General features: G+C 55.6%; 16 protein-coding genes. 9 read left to right on the forward strand and 7 right to left on the reverse strand.

Annotated features, from left to right (window positions below; all coding sequences use genetic code 11):
- Nucleotides 1-277: 277 nt before the first annotated feature.
- The 6 genes from trxB (at nucleotide 278) to JX360_RS12035 (ending at nucleotide 6183) form a co-directional block, all read left to right on the forward strand.
- Complete coding sequence (trxB, locus tag JX360_RS12010) at nucleotides 278-1681, forward strand: thioredoxin-disulfide reductase (RefSeq protein ID WP_244351252.1); 1404 nt, start codon at nucleotides 278-280, stop codon at nucleotides 1679-1681.
- A 320-nt stretch (nucleotides 1682-2001) separates the two neighbouring features.
- The gene (locus JX360_RS12015) at nucleotides 2002-2298 is read left to right on the forward strand and encodes a hypothetical protein (protein ID WP_244351253.1); all 297 of its coding nucleotides are present in this window, start codon (nucleotides 2002-2004) and stop codon (nucleotides 2296-2298) included.
- A 72-nt stretch (nucleotides 2299-2370) separates the two neighbouring features.
- Entirely contained in the window at nucleotides 2371-3096 is a 726-nt protein-coding gene (locus JX360_RS12020; RefSeq protein WP_244351254.1) for an NUDIX hydrolase, read from the forward strand.
- 395 nt (nucleotides 3097-3491) lie between these two features.
- Complete coding sequence (locus JX360_RS12025; protein WP_244351255.1) at nucleotides 3492-4325, forward strand: Tic22 family protein; 834 nt, start codon at nucleotides 3492-3494, stop codon at nucleotides 4323-4325.
- Nucleotides 4326-4355: 30 nt separating this feature from the next.
- Nucleotides 4356-5264 (forward strand): peptide chain release factor N(5)-glutamine methyltransferase, encoded by a 909-nt coding sequence (gene prmC, locus JX360_RS12030; RefSeq protein ID WP_244351256.1) that lies wholly within the window; start codon nucleotides 4356-4358, stop codon nucleotides 5262-5264.
- A gap of 130 nt (nucleotides 5265-5394) precedes the next feature.
- On the forward strand, nucleotides 5395-6183 hold the full coding sequence (locus tag JX360_RS12035) for a sensor histidine kinase (RefSeq protein WP_244351257.1): 789 nt from the start codon (nucleotides 5395-5397) through the stop codon (nucleotides 6181-6183).
- Nucleotides 6184-6213: 30 nt separating this feature from the next.
- On the opposite strand, the gene JX360_RS12040 is transcribed toward JX360_RS12035, so the two are convergent.
- Together JX360_RS12040 and psb27 are read right to left on the reverse strand one after the other, a co-directional pair.
- Nucleotides 6214-6726, reverse strand: a complete 513-nt coding sequence (locus JX360_RS12040; protein ID WP_244351258.1) for a YHS domain-containing (seleno)protein — start codon at nucleotides 6724-6726, stop codon at nucleotides 6214-6216.
- Between the two features lie 196 nt (nucleotides 6727-6922).
- A complete protein-coding gene (psb27, locus tag JX360_RS12045; protein ID WP_244351259.1) occupies nucleotides 6923-7324 on the reverse strand; it encodes a photosystem II protein Psb27 in 402 nt (133 codons plus the stop codon).
- A gap of 66 nt (nucleotides 7325-7390) precedes the next feature.
- Between psb27 and JX360_RS12050 the strand changes: the two genes are divergently transcribed.
- Nucleotides 7391-8131: an NnrU family protein gene (locus JX360_RS12050; protein ID WP_244351260.1), complete on the forward strand. Its 741-nt coding sequence runs from the start codon at nucleotides 7391-7393 to the stop codon at nucleotides 8129-8131.
- 40 nt (nucleotides 8132-8171) lie between these two features.
- Nucleotides 8172-8519, forward strand: a complete 348-nt coding sequence (locus tag JX360_RS12055) for a thioredoxin family protein (protein WP_244351261.1) — start codon at nucleotides 8172-8174, stop codon at nucleotides 8517-8519.
- On the opposite strand, the gene JX360_RS12060 is transcribed toward JX360_RS12055, so the two are convergent.
- From JX360_RS12060 to JX360_RS12080, 5 genes are all read right to left on the reverse strand, one after another.
- On the reverse strand, nucleotides 8482-10071 hold the full coding sequence (locus JX360_RS12060) for a hydantoinase B/oxoprolinase family protein (protein WP_425244397.1): 1590 nt from the start codon (nucleotides 10069-10071) through the stop codon (nucleotides 8482-8484). The genes JX360_RS12055 and JX360_RS12060 overlap by 38 nt on opposite strands.
- 95 nt (nucleotides 10072-10166) lie before the next feature.
- Complete coding sequence (locus tag JX360_RS12065; RefSeq protein ID WP_244351264.1) at nucleotides 10167-10376, reverse strand: hypothetical protein; 210 nt, start codon at nucleotides 10374-10376, stop codon at nucleotides 10167-10169.
- A 120-nt stretch (nucleotides 10377-10496) separates the two neighbouring features.
- Nucleotides 10497-11045, reverse strand: coding sequence for a PDZ domain-containing protein (locus JX360_RS12070; RefSeq protein ID WP_244351266.1), 549 nt, complete (start codon nucleotides 11043-11045; stop codon nucleotides 10497-10499).
- A 257-nt stretch (nucleotides 11046-11302) separates the two neighbouring features.
- Nucleotides 11303-12253: a prolyl aminopeptidase gene (gene pip, locus JX360_RS12075; protein ID WP_244351268.1), complete on the reverse strand. Its 951-nt coding sequence runs from the start codon at nucleotides 12251-12253 to the stop codon at nucleotides 11303-11305.
- Nucleotides 12254-12289: 36 nt separating this feature from the next.
- Complete coding sequence (locus JX360_RS12080; protein ID WP_244351269.1) at nucleotides 12290-14497, reverse strand: glycoside hydrolase family 57 protein; 2208 nt, start codon at nucleotides 14495-14497, stop codon at nucleotides 12290-12292.
- Nucleotides 14498-14728: 231 nt separating this feature from the next.
- Between JX360_RS12080 and JX360_RS12085 the strand changes: the two genes are divergently transcribed.
- Nucleotides 14729-16141: a sensor histidine kinase gene (locus tag JX360_RS12085; protein ID WP_244351271.1), complete on the forward strand. Its 1413-nt coding sequence runs from the start codon at nucleotides 14729-14731 to the stop codon at nucleotides 16139-16141.
- Nucleotides 16142-16262: the final 121 nt, after the last annotated feature.

The following is a 16262-nucleotide window of genomic DNA, read 5'->3' on the forward strand; positions in this document are numbered from 1 at the left end:
GAGTGTGGTGGTGACCCGTTTCATGGGGACTATTGTATGTACTATTTCTGTTGCTGAATAAATTCAGCCTGTGCGCTTATATCCCCCGGTTAGAAACCGGGGGCTTTACGCTGCTTTTCGTAAGGGAGCCTTTTGGGGCCTGGCCTCTCTCACCCCGACTGGGGCGAAAATGAGTACATCAAGCCTTAACCTCGCCCCACCCGTCAAAAAATGTTAGGCTAAACCGTAGTCATTATGAGTTTGACTTAGTACCCCCATTGCAATAAGGAGACAGCGCATGACAGAGCAGAGTCGGGTTGAGAATGTGGTAATTATTGGTTCTGGCCCTGCTGGGTTTACCGCCGCCATTTATGCAGGGCGTGCCAACCTGAAGCCGGTCGTGTTCGAGGGTTTCCAAACCGGAGGGATCCCAGGCGGACAGCTGATGACCACCACCGAAGTGGAAAACTTTCCGGGCTTCCCCCAGGGCATCACTGGCCCACAACTGATGCAGGCTATGAAAGCGCAAGCCGTGCGATGGGGGGCGGAACTGTATACCGAAGATGTCACCTTTGTGGATTTGAGCCAGCGGCCGTTTGTCGTCCGTTCGGAAGAGCGGGAAGTTCGCACCCACAGTCTGATCATCGCTACGGGGGCCACCGCCAAACGGTTGCACCTACCGGGTGAGGCTACCTATTGGAATCGAGGCATGTCAGCCTGTGCCATTTGTGATGGGGCCATGCCCATGTTCAAGGGGGTGGAATTGGTGGTGATCGGCGGTGGAGATACTGCCTGCGAAGAGGCTACGTACCTGACCAAGTTTGGATCCCACGTCCACATGCTGGTGCGAGGCGACAAAATGCGGGCCAGCAAAGCCATGCAAGATCGCGTCCTCAACAACCCCAAGATCACTGTCCATTGGCATACCGAAGCTGTTGATGTAGTGGGCGATGGTCTGCGCCTGACTGGAGTGAAGGTGCGCAACAATCAAACTGGCAAAATGAGCGAGTTGCCAGCAGGTGGCCTATTTTACGCCATTGGTCACAAACCCAACACCGACCTGTTCAAAGGCCAACTGGAACTGGATGAGATCGGCTACATCGTCACTCAGCCGGGATCCGTAGCCACCAGTGTGGAAGGGGTTTATGCCGCTGGGGATGTGCAGGATCACGAGTTTCGTCAAGCAATCACCGCCGCCGGCACAGGCTGTATGGCCGCCATGTTGGCGGAGCGTTGGCTCTCTGAACACGGCTTGGCTCAGGAGTTTCATGCCCTTCCCGAAAGCCATCCTGAAGCCAGTCATGCTGTTGCCCCTGAAGTGGAGTCCACCGTTGATGAGGCTAGTTTTGCCGACAATGGCGAAAATGGCTTTGACCTAAGCAAAATGCACCATGAAGGAGGCTATGCCCTGCGGCGGCTGTATCACGAAAGCGATCGCCTGATCATGGTGAAGTACACCGCCCCTACCTGCGGTCCCTGCCATGCCCTCAAGCCGATCCTGAATAAGATCGTCGAGGAATTCCCAGACAAGCTGCACGTGGTGGATATCGACATCGAGAAGGATCCTGAGATTGCCGAAGCGGGTGGTGTAACCGGCACGCCTACCGTGCAATTCTTCAAAAACAAAGCGCTGGTGGCCCAATTGATCGGCGTGAAACCCAAAACCCAGTACCGAGAGGTAATCCAGGCCAACCTCAACTAGGTTTCGGTCAATCCTTTGGCAAGGCTAGGGGTGGATCTCTCCCATGGGGATCCACCTCTTGTTTTGAAGGGGTTAAGGGGCTACAGCCCCAAGAACACTTACCAGCACATTCATAAGCACACTCATGCAAAGAATTCGTTGAATTTACGCAGATCTACGGACAGAATGATACGGTGTAGTGAATAATTTCAGGTTTTGCGCGATTTTGCCGAGTTGCCCAAGCCAAACCCCCGATGAGCAAACCCTTTCGGATTTGCACGATGGAAATGGGTAGAGGTGGCATCGCTCGGTGATTCAAACAGCGAAAAGGCAAGGGCAGCATGGTCAGCACAGCAACCGGGACAGGCACCCAGTCCCCAGAAGATCTGGGGCGTGAATTGCAGCAATTGGTTCAGCCCCTTTCCAGTCGTCTTTCGGTTAGCCAGGGCAAGTTGCACCTGATGGTGGAATACCCTGCTGAGCCTTCCTTTGACCGAGTCCCTCTTCTGCTAAAGTTGGGAACCTACATTCGCAGCCGTCCGCCATTACTGGGGTTGGATCAGGTGATTATTTATGGTCGGGTGAGTGGACAAACCCTGCCCCAATGGAAGTCAATCTATGAGTGGCTCAGGCGATGATCCCCATCCGGCAGCAAACTCGGTAGGCTGTTGGTGGAAGATCGGGGCCAAATAATGCAGGGATCCCGCGTCATGGGGAGCATATCAGAGGAGCGGAACAGCCTGGCGGAGTTCCGGGTTGGGGTGGATGCGGTCATTTTCTCCATCGATACGGAACAGAATCGCCTTTTGGTACTGTTGGTGCGGCGACGGGAGGAACCCTTTCGAGGTTGTTGGGCTTTACCAGGCACTCTGGTGCGCCGTGCAGAATCCCTAGAGGCAGCAGCCTATCGCATCCTGGCGGAAAAAATTCGTGTTGAGAATCTTTACTTAGAACAGCTCTATACCTTTGGTGGGCCAGAACGGGATCCCCGTGAAGCTGCCGAGGGTTATGGGGTTCGCTATTTGTCCGTCAGCTACTTTGCCCTGGTGCGTTTTCAAGATACCCAGCTGTTGGCGGATGGAGTGGAGGGTATTGCCTGGTATCCCGCTGACCAAATTCCGCCTTTGGCTTTTGACCACGAAGAAATCTGCCGTTACGCCCGCCGCCGCCTTTGCGCCAAGCTGGAATATAGCCCGATTGCGTTCGATATTTTGCCCTCCACCTTCACCCTGGGGGAGGTTTACCAACTCTACGGCACCGTTTTGGGGGAAAACTTCTCCGATTACTCCAATTTTCGGGCTCGCTTGCTCAAGCTGGGCATTTTGCGGGATACCGGCCAGAAGAGCACTCAGGGGGCAGGCCGACCGGCAACGCTCTATTGTTTTGATGCAGCAGCCTTTGAGAAGATCCGCCATAAGCCGATGGTGTTTGTGTAAGCGGGTAATGGATCTGGCTCCCACTCGTGAGCTGAGATCTCTTGAGATCCGTATTTGGTGTGGATCGGTTTTTAGCTACTCCGTATATAGTATGGGTGATGCGGGATCCCCACCCAAAACAGGGGCTTTACCCCTCGACAGTGGCTGAGCAGATGTTTTAACCTTGGCTTCTAGGGTGGCCCAAGAGCGCTCATCAAGATAGGTGTGCCGGGGTTGTTGTCAGCCATGACCGACCTGGATCCCTAACACCGGGAGTGTGCCGCATCGCTAGCGTCGGTTGATGGAGTCAGCAGGCCGAAAGCCTTTATGTCGTTTCTCCGCGCTAGTGCCCAGGGATCTGACCCCATAGCAACCAGAATAAAAAAGGCAGGATGCCGGGAGTTGAGATGAGAGTGATGTGCAGCAATGTAGTGCCTGTAATAGCGCCTATGGGATCCTTTTTGCGCCGAGCAGCTCAGGTAGGCAGTATGGCTGGGATCCTGATGGGCATCACTTGGGGTGGTGTAAGTGTGGCTCCGGTTCTGGCTCAAGAAAGTTACTTATTGGCTCAAGCAGCGCCGGCTGGCCCCATGAGTCGCCAGGAGGTGGCGGAACGACTGAATTTGGTGCCGGTTTTTGCGATTGTGTCTAAGGATGGCACGCCTGTTGTGGCCAATGTGGATCGGGAAGGCCGCACCGTACAAGTGGCTTCCTTTTGGTTGGATCAAGCCCAGGCTCAACAAGTGTTGGAGCAGGTGAAAGCCAGTAACCCAGAGGTGGCGAGTCAAGCTCAGGTAGTCCCTCTCTCGTTGGGATATGCCTATGAAAAATCGGAAGAAGAGCGAGCCAAAAATGGGGATCTTCTCTTCGAGGTGGTGCCTCGTCCATCAGATGTAGAAGCCGCCAAGCAGGTGTTGCAGCAAACTGGCCAAAATGTGCCCCCCGAAGCGATTGGCGTACCTCTCTTTTATGGTCGCTCTGGGGAAGGCTTGCTTACCATCGAACAGGATGGCTATGAAGTCGTGCCCTTCTTCTTTGATCGCAATGACCTCAGAGGGGCTTTGGATCGCGCCGCAGCGCAAAACCCCGATGTTGTCCAGCAAACTCAAATTGAAGTTACCTCTTTGGCAATTGTGGTGGAGCGCATGTTGGCTCCCGATGCCCAGGCAGATGTGCAGAAGATTGCCTTTATTCCCTCTCGCTCCTCTTTGGAATACATCCAGTCTTTGGCTCGTCCTGCCAATCCCTAAGGGCTCTGGTGGTTTCTTTGGTTTCTAACTATGGGAGCCCTGCCGCAAGGGTCAACGGCTGCCAGGCTAGAGCAGTGGCGTTTACAAGCCCTGGGCACAGCCCAAGCAGCAGGGATCCCTTCCGAAGAAGTGGATATTCTGCTGCGGGAAAAGCTGGGCTGGGGGCCCTTGCAACGACTGATGGGGCAGGAACCTGTAGGCAAGCTCGGGGAACGGGATCCCTTAGAGGAAGTGCAAGCCCTTTGGCAGCGACGGCTGGAAGAGCGCATCCCTCTGCAATACCTGTTGGGGCAGGTTGAGTGGGCGGGGTTGAGTTTGCAGGTGACGCCGGCGGTGTTGATCCCGCGCCCGGAGACTGAGTTGGTGGTGGAACAAGCCTCCCTTTGGCTGCAAGCCAACCCTTTGCCCCAGGGATCCTGTTTTGCCGATCTGGGCACCGGCAGTGGAGCAATTGCCATCGCTTTGGCCCGTCAACACCCCAACTTGCAGCTTTTGGCGGTCGATTCCAGCCCAGAGGCATTGGCAGTAGCGGCAGCTAATGTGGCTGCTCATACCCTTGAGGAGCGGGTGCAGTTACGGCTTGGCTCTTGGTTTGTCCCTTTGGAACCCTGGCGGGGGCAACTGCGCGGCCTCCTTTCCAACCCTCCCTACATTCCCTCTGGGGAGATCCCTAACCTGATGCCGGAAGTGGGTTGGCATGAACCCCGGCAAGCCCTGGATGGCGGCCCGGATGGATTGGAGGCCCTGCGGCTGCTGATCCAGGTGGCACCTGAGTACCTTGCCCCAAACTCCTTTTGGGCGGTGGAGGTGATGCAGGGACAAGCCCCGTGGGTGGTGGAGCAGTTACAAGCCCTTGGGTGTTATCAGCAGATTCAAGTTCACCTCGATCTGGCAGGAATCGAGCGGGTGGTGAGCGCCCATTTCCTGCCCAGTTCATAGGGGGATCCCATTGGCCGGGTTTCTGCATCCAGGATAGGATCTGTATGGTTTAGCTTGCCTCGAGAGCAAAGCTCGACAATTAAGCGGGATCCTTAGCTCCCCTGGTCACCTTCTTTGTGTGAGGGAATCGTTGCGCTCAGCTGGCTCCAAACCGGATAGCCCCCAAGATACCCTCCTGACCCCTGACACAGAGGCAGTGGATTGGCAGTTTGCCTTTGAGCGCTCGGAAGTGATGCGGGCCTTTCAACAGGAGTTGCTCCTCAGCATTGGCCACGAGCTGCGCAACCCTCTCAGCAGCCAAATGGGATCCCTGCAATTGGTGTTGTCTGATCTCTGTGATTCCCCGGAAGAGGAACGGGAGTACCTTCAAAGCGCCAAAGAAGCGGTGGAGCGCCTGATTAAGCTCCTAGAGGAATACACCCGTCTTGCCCGTCACAACTTGCCCATTCAACCCCTCCAGCCGCAACCCACTCCGCTGTACCCACTCTTGCAGGATGTACACAGCCTCACCCGCCTACAGGCGCAGGATCAGGGCATTCGATACGAGTGGCCGGCCCTGCATCCACATGTTCAGGAAACAGAACCTCAGGTCCCAGATTTGCCTCCCCTCTCCGAAACCTTGACGGTCTGGGCGGATCCCTATGGTTTGGTGCAGGCTTTGTTGGGGGTGTGTCGATGGGGCATTCGTACCCTGCGCTACGGCTCAATGGCTCTACAAACCTATCCTTCTCCCGAGCAGGAAGGGCAACTGTGCCTGGAATGGAGCCTGGAGGGTCGATGCCATGTACCAATCGAACCGGATATCAGTGCTGCTTGGCGAGTTAGTGCACGATTGCTTCAGCAAATGGATGGTCATCTAGAACTCTGTGAAAGCGGCATTTATCGGGTGGGGATCAAGGTGCTGCTGCGCACCGCTTGAAGTTTAGGAGGGATCCCCTGAGGATTGAGGTTACTGGGTTCTCAGTTCGGGCCAGTTAAGATCAGCTTTCTCGATAAATCCTGGAATATCCCGTTCCCAGTTGCGCTGCACCCGCTGATTGGCATTCAAGTACAGCTTGTCATCCACGATCCGCCAAGCAAAGGGATCGACTGGGTAAAGATAGTTATGGGCCACCGCCCAGGCACAAAATCCGCCGTATTGGGGGGCAAATCGCTCTGGGTTGTTGCGAAACCGCTGCAAATTGTCGGCATTGGCAAACCTCCAGGTTACTCCACCCCACTCCCATTCATGGGCAGCAGAACCCTGAACCGGTTGAGCATCGATGAAGTAGGCCACGGGGTCGTAACCCCGAATCGCCAGACCCTCCGTCGCAAAAAAAGGCCCATCGGAGCTCTCCCCGACTTCGGAGGCCATCACTGTTGTCTGGGCCTGAACGGTAGGGTTTTGCAGTGGAGTAAGGCTGGCTGCCCCAATCCCAACAGCCAACAGCGCCGAAAGAATGATCCATTGAGTCTTACGCATGACAACCTCCCAAATTCTCCAAGCCGAGGGATCCTCAGCAAAACCACTCGGCCCTCCTGATTCTCAGTTTCAGCTCAGAAGCTTGAAGAGCGCTGAAGGGCGGATGAGAAATCCCTGAGCCCCTTTGACCGAGTTCACTGTCGAAAAGGTAGAAAATGGGAGCGGAGTCTGCCTGTGATCGGGATCAGCTTCCGGGTTAGCCTTCCCGCCGCAATGCCACTTCTGCCCGATCCAGCTGCATTAGCACCCGCTCCATCCGCTCCGGCTTCAGCGGACGATTGGACATGCGGTATTGGGAAGCCAGGGTATTAAACACGGTGCGCAGAGTGGTAAAAGATTGCAGCTTATCGTAGCGTTGGCCGTGGTAGCGCCCAGAAAATTCTTGGATCGCCTCCATTGCCTCAGCACGAGCCTCCTCCGGGTTCATCACGGGATCCCCTTCCGAAAGGACGGTGCGCAGGGTTTGAATCATTGTCATGCTGTCTTCGTAATATTTGCCCGTGAGGCGGGCGGCTTGAGCGTCTGGATTCCCCCAGCCCAGCAGAAGGGTGATGGATAAGCACAGTCCAACAAGGCGCAGAAAAAAAGTTCTAAACATGGGAGGCCTAATGTAACTTATCTTTAAGCATAAGACAGGCCGTGGCGGAAGAGGAGCAAACCACCGATGCAGTTCACCCTATCCGGCAATCTCCTGCAGGGAATAGCCCCCTACGGATCCCATGGGACAATGTTGGTCCTGATTCTCGGTTTTGCCTGTGCTCACAGCGGATTCGCCTATCTGCGGCCTTGGGGAGAGGAGTGGATGGGAACCCGGCTGTATCGCCTGTTCTTTGCTTGCGTGAGCCTTCCTTTGGCGCTGTTGCTGTTGATCTACTTTTTCAACCATCGCTACGACGGGATCATCCTGTGGAATCTGCAAGCGCTTCCCGGGATCCACACCACAGTTCTTCTTCTGTCTGCCCTCTCTTTTTTCTTTTTGTATCCGGCCACTTTCAACTTGCTGGAAATTGCCGCCATTCAAAAACCGGAACTGCATCTGTTTGAGACGGGGATCACTCGCATCACCCGCCACCCGCAAATGGTCGGCCAAGTGATTTGGTGTGTGGCCCATTCCCTTTGGATTGGATCCAGTTTTATGGTGGTGACCTCAGTAGGATTAATTGCCTACCATCTCTTTGCGGTTTGGCACGGGGATCACCGACTGGAGCGGAAATATGGCCAATCCTTCCGGGAGTTAAAGGCCCGCACCTCCGTGATCCCCGGCTTGGCGATTCTGCAGAAGCGACAGCAGCTGCGCCCACGAGAATTTTTCCGCTGGGCCTATCTGGGTGTGTTCAGCTTTGTATTGATTCTTTACGCCTTCCATACACAAATGGTGTCTGCAGCCAGTCGAGTTGCCTGGTAGCATGATCCCAAAGAACTTCTTTAGTTTGGGAGTCGCGATCTTGCAAGTCGCATTAGATACTTTTAATCAAGAACTTTTGACAGGTGCTGGGTTGGTTTTGGTGGATTTTGGCGCTCCTTGGTGTGGGCTGTGTCGATTCATCCAGCCCATTACCGACCGTCTCTCCGCTGAATGGGAGGGGGCAGTTAAGGTAGTGCGAGTGAACGTGGACGAGAATTTCCTGCTCTCTCGTCGCTATCAGGTGCGCTCTCTACCGACCTTAATTTTGTTTGAGAAAGGTCAAGAAGTACAAAGGCTGGAGTACTTCGCCAGTCGGGATGAAGTGCTGCGCCGCTGTGAGCAGTTGTTCTTCACCCATCTCCGCTGTCTGAGTACGGGATCCCACTAGCATCTCCATCTGATACAGACTCTACAGACTCTATCGATCCCCAAGCACCCCCCCCAGGGGTGTGCAGCGTAATCACATCTCCTGCTTGTAGAGGTCGGCTTGTTTTGCTGGGCAAGCGATCCCCGTTGAGGAGGTTGATCCCCACCTGTCCAGACTCGCCCCCAGCTTCCCCTTGGGGAGTGTGGTGCCGTCGATCGGTGAGCAAAGAGAGGGTGCAATCTTCTAGAACCCGCAGGGAACGGATCAGTCCCCAGCCCCCTCGCTGGCGGCCATGGCCGCCGGAATCTTGACGGAGCTCATAGCGGATCACCTGCAGGGGATACTCCAGCTCTAGGGCTTCAATTGGGGTATTGAGGGTATTGCTCATGCCGACATGGATCCCATCTGGGCCGGGCCGGTGGGGACTGGCGCCCTGTCCACCCCCCAGGGTTTCGTAGTAAGTAAAGTGGCGGTTGCCCAGCACGCAATTGTTCATGGTGCCCTGCCCTTGGGCAATACTCAGGGATCCCGCCACGGGGGCAAGGGCCCGCAACACGACATCGGCAATTCGCTGCGAAGTTTCTACGTTACCGGCCACCACCGCTGCCGGAAACTCGGCATTGACCAGGCACCCCCGGGGAGCAAAAATCTCAATCGGGGCTTCCACCCCAGCATTGCTAGGGGCAGAGGGATCCAGCAAACAGCGGAGGGCAAACAACACCGCTGACCGGGTTACCGCCAAAGGAGCATTCAGGTTGCCGGTGCTAGCCGCATCTGTGCCGGTAAAATCTACCCGTAAGCTTTCGCCGCGCACCTCAATTTGGACACGAATCCAGATGGACTCTGGGGGATCGCCATAGCCTTCCAAGCAATCCGCTGCCTCGTATACCCCATCCGGTAAGGCACGAATTTGGGCCCGCATCCGCTGACAACTGTAATCGATGACTCCGGCGATCAACCGCCAGGTTTCTGCTTCTCCAAACTGGGCCAACAACTCTCGGAAGCGGCGTACCCCAATGGTGTTGGCTCCCACCTGGGCTTGCAAATCCCCCCGCCGCTGTTCGGCATTGCGCACATTGGCCAAGATCAAACGCAGCAAGTCCTCGTTCCAATCCAAGGCTCCCGATGTCTGCAGGCGAGCCAACCGCACCGGCGGGATCACCAGGCCCTCCTGCCAAATCTCTGTCGAATCGGCGGGCATAGACCCCGGACGCATGCCCCCCACATCAGCGTGATGGGCACGGTTGACGGCGTAAGCGCTGACGACAGTGGTTTCCTCCAAGGCAGGAATGGCCGTCACCACCGTCAGATCCGGCAGATGGGATCCCCCTTGATAGGGATCATTCAGCAAAAAGACCTCCCCCGACTGAGGGCCAGCTGCCATCACCGCCCGTACCGCCTCCGAGAGCGCCCCCAAATGCACCGGAATATGGGCTGCCTGGGCAATGCAGGATCCCTGGGCATCGAACAAAGCCGTGGAGCAGTCTCGCCGCTCTTTGATATTGGCGGAATAGGAACCACGAATCAGGCGGGCCCCCATTTCTTCAGCGATCCCCGCCAAGGCATTGGCCATCACTTGTAGCCGGATGGGATTGGCCAGGGACGAACTGCTGCTCACCTTAGATACCCCAGCCTTGCCATGTTTTTAATAAAATTTTAATAAAAATATTAGTAAAATCGATCCTTCAACCAGAACACCACCCGACGGATCCCTTGCCAAAACTGTAACCGCCGCTGCCAGAGGGTAAGGGTGGCTCGATTGGCTTGTAAACTTTGCCTGAGGCGCAATAACTCAGCCGGAGTGGGAGCCAAGGCTCCTTGAGCCGCTTCACGCCAATCCTCCATAGCCCGTGCCGTAGCCAAAAGGGCCGATCTCAAGCCCCAAACCCTAGGAATAAGAGCGATCAGGGCAAGGAAGAGCAGCCCATTCAAGCCACAGACCATCCAGGCCGCCCATGTTGCCTTCCAATCAGCCAAATCAACCTCTACAGGGGGGAATCATTGCTGCTGCAACATCAGGGGCCGCAAGACACGGCCATCCCCGACAGCAACCACCGTAGACAGTACCCGTTCCCCACGGCGGAATGTAATCGGCACCGATTGGCCAACCGGGATATTCTGGATGATCTGCTGCACATGCTGCACTGAAGTGACTCGCTGGCCATCCACTCCGATCAAAATGTCGCCATGGGCCAAGCCAGCCTGTTGAGCCGGGCCATCATTGAGCAGGCCAACCACCTGCACTCCGCGAATTGTAGGAGCGGAGCCCAACAAGCGACGGCCAAGACCAGTCTGGGCCGGCTGATCATCCACGGCCTCGATGGCAACGCCAATAAAACCATTGGCAACAGCATTGATAAAGGAAGCCGGTACCACCTGAACCGTAAAGCCATTGGCGCTGTGGCTGGTGACCTGAACGGTGGGGCTATAGGAGTTGTAGGCTTCACCCCCAACCGAGTCGCAGGGATAGGCCACAACTGCATCTGCCAGCAAAAAGGAAGCGGGCAGGGCTAAGGCAAGCTTGAACAGATGGGTTGGTTTCTGCATGGTTCGACCCTGGAAACGGCGAAAATGGATTAAGGATGAGTCCGGACCGCACAAGAACAAATCAAGACGGCGGAAACCTTGACTGGGGCAGTTTAGCGCCACCCTTCCCTCAGTGATAAACCCAAAATCGGTAACTGTCGATAGGCTTGGCCGTGCTTCCGGACTGGATCCCAGGTTTTTGCTGGCGTTTGTGTTGCAATTCTTCAAGCTTTTCAGAGCCTTAGCCGAACTCGGTTTGTCCGGGTCATCTCAAGGTTTCATAGGTTAGCCAAGCGATCGGTAGCCTCAATGAGGGCACTGCGGATCCCGGGTTCCGTCATGGAGTGTCCAGCATCCGGGATCAACTGGAACTCCGCCTCTGGCCAAGCCTGATGCAGTTCCCAGGCAGAAATGGGTGGACAGACCACATCGTAACGACCCTGCACAATCACCCCCGGCAGATGGCGAATACGCTCCACACCCCTGAGCAGCTGATCTTCGGGATCCAGAAAGCCGCCATGGACAAAGTAGTGACACTCAATGCGAGCAAAGGCTTCGGCAAATTCCCCCTGGCCAAACCGTTCGATCAAATCTGAGCTGGGGATCAACTTGCTGGTGCTGGCCTCCCAAATGGCCCAGGCTCGCGCCGCCCTCAACCGCACCTCTCGATCAGGATCCGTCAGGCGGCGATGGTAAGCTGCCAACAGGTCGCCCCGTTCTTCTACCGGGATCGGCGCTAGGAAGTGCTCCCAAGCCTCTGGAAAGAAGTGGTTGGCGCCTGACTGGTAAAACCAGCGGATTTCAAAAGCGCGCAACAGAAAAATGCCCCGCAAAATGAACCCCAAGCAAGACTGCGGATGGGTTTGCCCATAGGCGAGGGCGAGGGTGCTACCCCAACTGCCCCCAAACACCAACCAGCGGTCGATTCGCAGGTGCTGACGGAGTTTTTCGATATCCGCCACCAGATCCCAGGTGGTGTTCTCTCGCAGCTCAGCGTAGGGGCGACTTTTCCCACAGCCGCGTTGATCAAACAACACCACCCGCCAACGCTGGGGATCGAAATACTGTCGATAGATGGGATCAATGCCTCCCCCCGGCCCACCATGGAGAAAAATGACCGGCTGACCAGCGGGATCCCCACATTGCTCGTAGTGCAGCGTATGCAGAGGTGAAACCGCCAGTGTGCCCTGATCGTAGGGCTGAATTGGGGGATAGAGGTCGCGCAGCATGCCAAGGATCTTACTTACTCATGAGGAAAAACAGGCTCACGGAATGCGCAGGGCAATTGTAGCTTTGGGAGGGATCGCCTCCTGGAACGTATCCCGTTCCGCCGCCACAATGATGAACTGCATTTCTTGCCCCGGCTGTGTGCCCAAGTTAGCCCAAGGAACCGCCACCTCTAGGCAGGTATCCACCACCGCTTGAATTTGATGGTCAATCGCATGCCAACTGTGGTTAGCCCCGGCCTCTAGGAGCTTAGCCTCAACCTGGGCGGGATGCTGACCAGGGCTGGGGGAGGGTAAGAACAACTGCAACAGGTGGCGATAGTGATAATTAAGGGGGGCTTCTTCCGGCAGCGATTGTAGGGGAATGGCGCTGTTGACGGTAATGCGGTTGGGATAAAACCACAGCACTTGCAGTTGTTTGGGCCGTTGGATGGCGGAGCTGAAATCCAGCCGCAAATAGAAGTTGAAGTGGTCAAAGCCGTACCAGAGGCGCCGGATGATGCTGTTGCGGTGCATGGTGCCCCTTGCCCCCCCAATCTCGACCCGCCCCGCTTGGGTCCATTCCCGTTCTGCCGGTCGGCCATTGATGGTGGGGTGAATAAATCCCTGGGGCAGGCGATCCCCGAGGCCATCGTGGTCTTCGAGGGGAAAGTACAGCACCGTCGGCACAGTTTCACCCAGGGCACTGTAGAGCGCTTGCAGGTGTTCCCGAAACAATTGATCAAAAACGGCATCGTGGGCAGAGGAATGGCCCATACCAAACCACCAAAACCAATCGGATCCCTCCGCGGCCCAAAGGGCTTCCCAGGCTTGTGGGTTGGCATTGGGGTGATCTTGAATCACTTGACGGGCTTGGGCGAGGAGTTCCCAGGCGCGATTTTTGACGGGATCCCCGATCCAGGTGGTGAAATCTGCCTCGATCCAAGAGCCGCTGTGGAGCTGCTCTGCAGGCAAAAACTCGGTGGGGGGAAACTGATCCAAAAACTCGGAAACTGTCACCAAACGTAGGGATGGGTGCTGACTGAGGCGGGTGTAGAGGTTTTCCAGAAAGGGCTTACCGTCTTGCGGATAGTATTCCCAGCAATTTTCTCCATCCAAAGCAATGGTGACCAGCCAGGGTTGATCCTGCGGCAGGCGGTTGCGAATGGTTTCTAGGTGCCCAATTAGATCTTTGGCAGCGGCATCGGCAGACATGGCACTGTAGCTGAAGCCGATTAAATCCGAAAGGCGGTGATCCCGAAAGATGATCGCCAATTCTCCCAATTCCGTCTCCAGGCGATAAGGCCGGTAAAGCTGATCCGCCTCGAGGATATGACCCTGCTCATCGCGGTGAAAAGGGTGCCCCAGACTCCAACCCAAGACCCCTTCATCAGAGATGATCCAGTTGAAACCTTGCTTCTGAATCGGGATCAGAATAGCAGGGCTGACGGCTTGTTCTGAGGGCCACAGCCCGCGCGGATCCCGGCCAAAACGCTCTCGGTAAACCTGTTTACCCCGTTCCAGGTGAACGTGGACATCCTGTTCCCAGTGGAAGCTGTAGCGGGGTAAGGGCAATCCCGGTCGAGCCACCCGTGCTGATCGTTCACTCACCAACAGGGGCAAAATGGGGTGGGTATAGGGGCTGGTGGTCAACTCCAGTTGCCCGCTGCTCTGCATTTTGGCGTGCTGGGGAATAATGGCACTGAGGATCTGTTGCTGTTTGGCGTAGATCCGTTGTCGATCCGCCAGGGTGAACCCGGATCCCATCTTGATCCAGCCTTCGATTTCTGGATCCTCCTGAAAGAGCGGATCAAACCAGGACAGATTGTGCCAGGCCAGCAAATCGCTGAAGTCTTGCTGAGTCCAGTACTGCAAACACCAGTTCACCCCCTGGGATTCCCGTTGCTCGTAGAGCTGCCGATAGCGGGGATAGGGCTCGATCATGTGGGGGTAGTGGCTGTCGAAGAAGCGCTCGATTACAAAGCGCAACTGCTCGGTGTTGAGTTTTTCTGTCGGGGTCAGGGTCAGCTCCAGGTAGGGGTCAAACGCTGAACCTGCCACGTACTCTTCGATTTGTATGATCAGGGAGGGCACCAGATTGACGGTTTGGTGCAGACGGGGAAAGCGCTCCAACAGCAGGATGAGATCCAGGTAGTCTTTGATGCCGTGCAGGCGCACCCAGGGCATGCGATATTTTCCCGCCACCGGACTTTTGTAAAGAGGCTGATGCTGGTGCCAGATTAAGGCAACATGGAGCGGGTAGGTCATGGGGCATACGGGATCCGACCATCACCCGGATACTAGCCCATCTCTCCTTTTCCCGATCGTAAGAAACTCTGGAAAGTCTGGGATCCCTTCATGGTTACGCTATTTTCCCGGTTGGGTAGAGATTTCTTCTTGGGGATCATCTCCTTAAAACATTCAGTAAATTCTCATCAGGGTTTCAGATGAACATCAGCCCCAGTCGATAAAGTGAATCCGTCGCGGTGGGGTAACGGGGTGTTTTCCTCTCTCTGGCGGTCCTTACAAAATCGGTTGATGTTGATTTCCATCGGGGCCTGCCTTGCGGTGTTGGGAACAACCGGAGGAATTGCCACTTACCGCCTCCGCTACGACCTGTTTGTGCGGACTAATCGTTGGCATGAAACAACGGTTGGTGCCTTTCAGCAGGATGTAGCTACCTACCGAGAGTTTTACCCAGAGGCAATGGCGATCCAACGCACCATCGACAAGTACACCCGTTCGGATCGCTGGTTTAAGGTCACCAATGCAGCGGGAGATGTCTTGGCCACGTCTCTCAATTTCGACAGCCAGCCAGAGGTGCTCATTACCCCGCCCGCTGTGCCTACCCTGATGCGGGATCGGGATTACTACTTCATCCTCTGTCGGCAACCGCTGGATCCGAGCAATCCCAATGGTCTTAAAGTTACTACTGTTACAGATGTTACCGATTCCTACGAAGTGTACTTAGCTTTTCTGCGCACCTTGGTGTTATCTGGTGTTTCTACCGCATCGCTGATTGCCTTTTTGGGATCCCTGTTGATCCGGCGGTCTCTCTTGCCCTTACACAGCATGAGCCAGTTATCGGCGACCCTCTCCCCCCAAACACTACCGCAAGCCCGCCTGATTTTGGAAAATGCCCCTACCGAAGTGGAGCAGTTGGCGGAATCCTTTAACGGCATGTTGAATCGCCTGTCGGCAGCTTGGGATCAGGAAAAACAACTGCTCAGCAACATTTCCCATGAACTGCGCACCCCTTTGGCAATTGTGCATGGCTACCTAGAAAGCACTTTGCGGCGAGGCGACAACCTGACGGATCACCAACGGGAAAACCTCACCCTTTCTCTGGAAGAAACCCAACGGGTGGTTCGCTTGCTCAAGGATTTGTTGGATTTGGCACGAGCAGAATCAGGGGTGTCGCGCATACAAATGAAACCCTTGCGTTTGGATTGGTTTTTGGAAGAGATTGCTGCTCTGTCCAAGCAATTGGGGCCTAACCCCATCTTTGTGGAAAATCACCCGACTCCTCTAACGGTGATGGCGGATTGGGATCGTCTTAAGCAGGTGATGCTGAACCTGATTTCCAACGCAATTCGTTACTCGGATCCCGATGCTCCCATCACGTTGCGTCTCAAGGAATCCGCCGGCCAAGCCTTGATTCAGGTTCAGGATCAGGGCATTGGCATCCCATTGGATCAGCAATCCCGGATTTTCGAACGTTTTCACTCTGTTTCCACCAGCCGCAGTCGCCAGCAAGGGGGCATTGGCCTTGGTCTGACAATTGCCAAAGCCTTTGTAGAAAATATGCGCGGCCGGATCAGCGTGTCATCGGCTCCCGACAAGGGCAGCACCTTCACGGTCACTCTGCCCTTACAACCCTACTCTGGGGTTCAGCCGGATCCCAAAGGATAAGTAGCGGCATCCTTAGGCCGTCATGCCTACTTGTACTACAATAAACTACATCGTAATCTAGCCGCCTTGAGGAGGATGTTCCAGGGGCCTTTCCCTGCAAGTTCATCCCAATTCTGGGGAA

Source organism: Thermostichus vulcanus str. 'Rupite' (genome assembly GCF_022848905.1).
GTDB lineage: Bacteria > Cyanobacteriota > Cyanobacteriia > Thermostichales > Thermostichaceae > Thermostichus > Thermostichus vulcanus_A.

Bases quoted from the DNA above. Each gene is read 5' to 3' on its own strand.
- trxB (WP_244351252.1), top strand. From the start codon at position 278: ATGACAGAGCAGAGTCGGGTTGAGAATGTGGTAATTATTGGTTCTGGC.
- JX360_RS12015 (WP_244351253.1), top strand. From the start codon at position 2,002: ATGGTCAGCACAGCAACCGGGACAGGCACCCAGTCCCCAGAAGATCTG.
- JX360_RS12020 (WP_244351254.1), top strand. From the start codon at position 2,371: ATGGGGAGCATATCAGAGGAGCGGAACAGCCTGGCGGAGTTCCGGGTT.
- JX360_RS12025 (WP_244351255.1), top strand. From the start codon at position 3,492: ATGTGCAGCAATGTAGTGCCTGTAATAGCGCCTATGGGATCCTTTTTG.
- prmC (WP_244351256.1), top strand. From the start codon at position 4,356: ATGGGAGCCCTGCCGCAAGGGTCAACGGCTGCCAGGCTAGAGCAGTGG.
- JX360_RS12040 (WP_244351258.1), bottom strand. From the start codon at position 6,726: ATGCGTAAGACTCAATGGATCATTCTTTCGGCGCTGTTGGCTGTTGGG.
- psb27 (WP_244351259.1), bottom strand. From the start codon at position 7,324: ATGTTTAGAACTTTTTTTCTGCGCCTTGTTGGACTGTGCTTATCCATC.
- JX360_RS12050 (WP_244351260.1), top strand. From the start codon at position 7,391: ATGCAGTTCACCCTATCCGGCAATCTCCTGCAGGGAATAGCCCCCTAC.
- JX360_RS12060 (WP_425244397.1), bottom strand. From the start codon at position 10,071: ATGGCCAATGCCTTGGCGGGGATCGCTGAAGAAATGGGGGCCCGCCTG.
- JX360_RS12070 (WP_244351266.1), bottom strand. From the start codon at position 11,045: ATGCAGAAACCAACCCATCTGTTCAAGCTTGCCTTAGCCCTGCCCGCT.
- pip (WP_244351268.1), bottom strand. From the start codon at position 12,253: ATGCTGCGCGACCTCTATCCCCCAATTCAGCCCTACGATCAGGGCACA.
- JX360_RS12080 (WP_244351269.1), bottom strand. From the start codon at position 14,497: ATGACCTACCCGCTCCATGTTGCCTTAATCTGGCACCAGCATCAGCCT.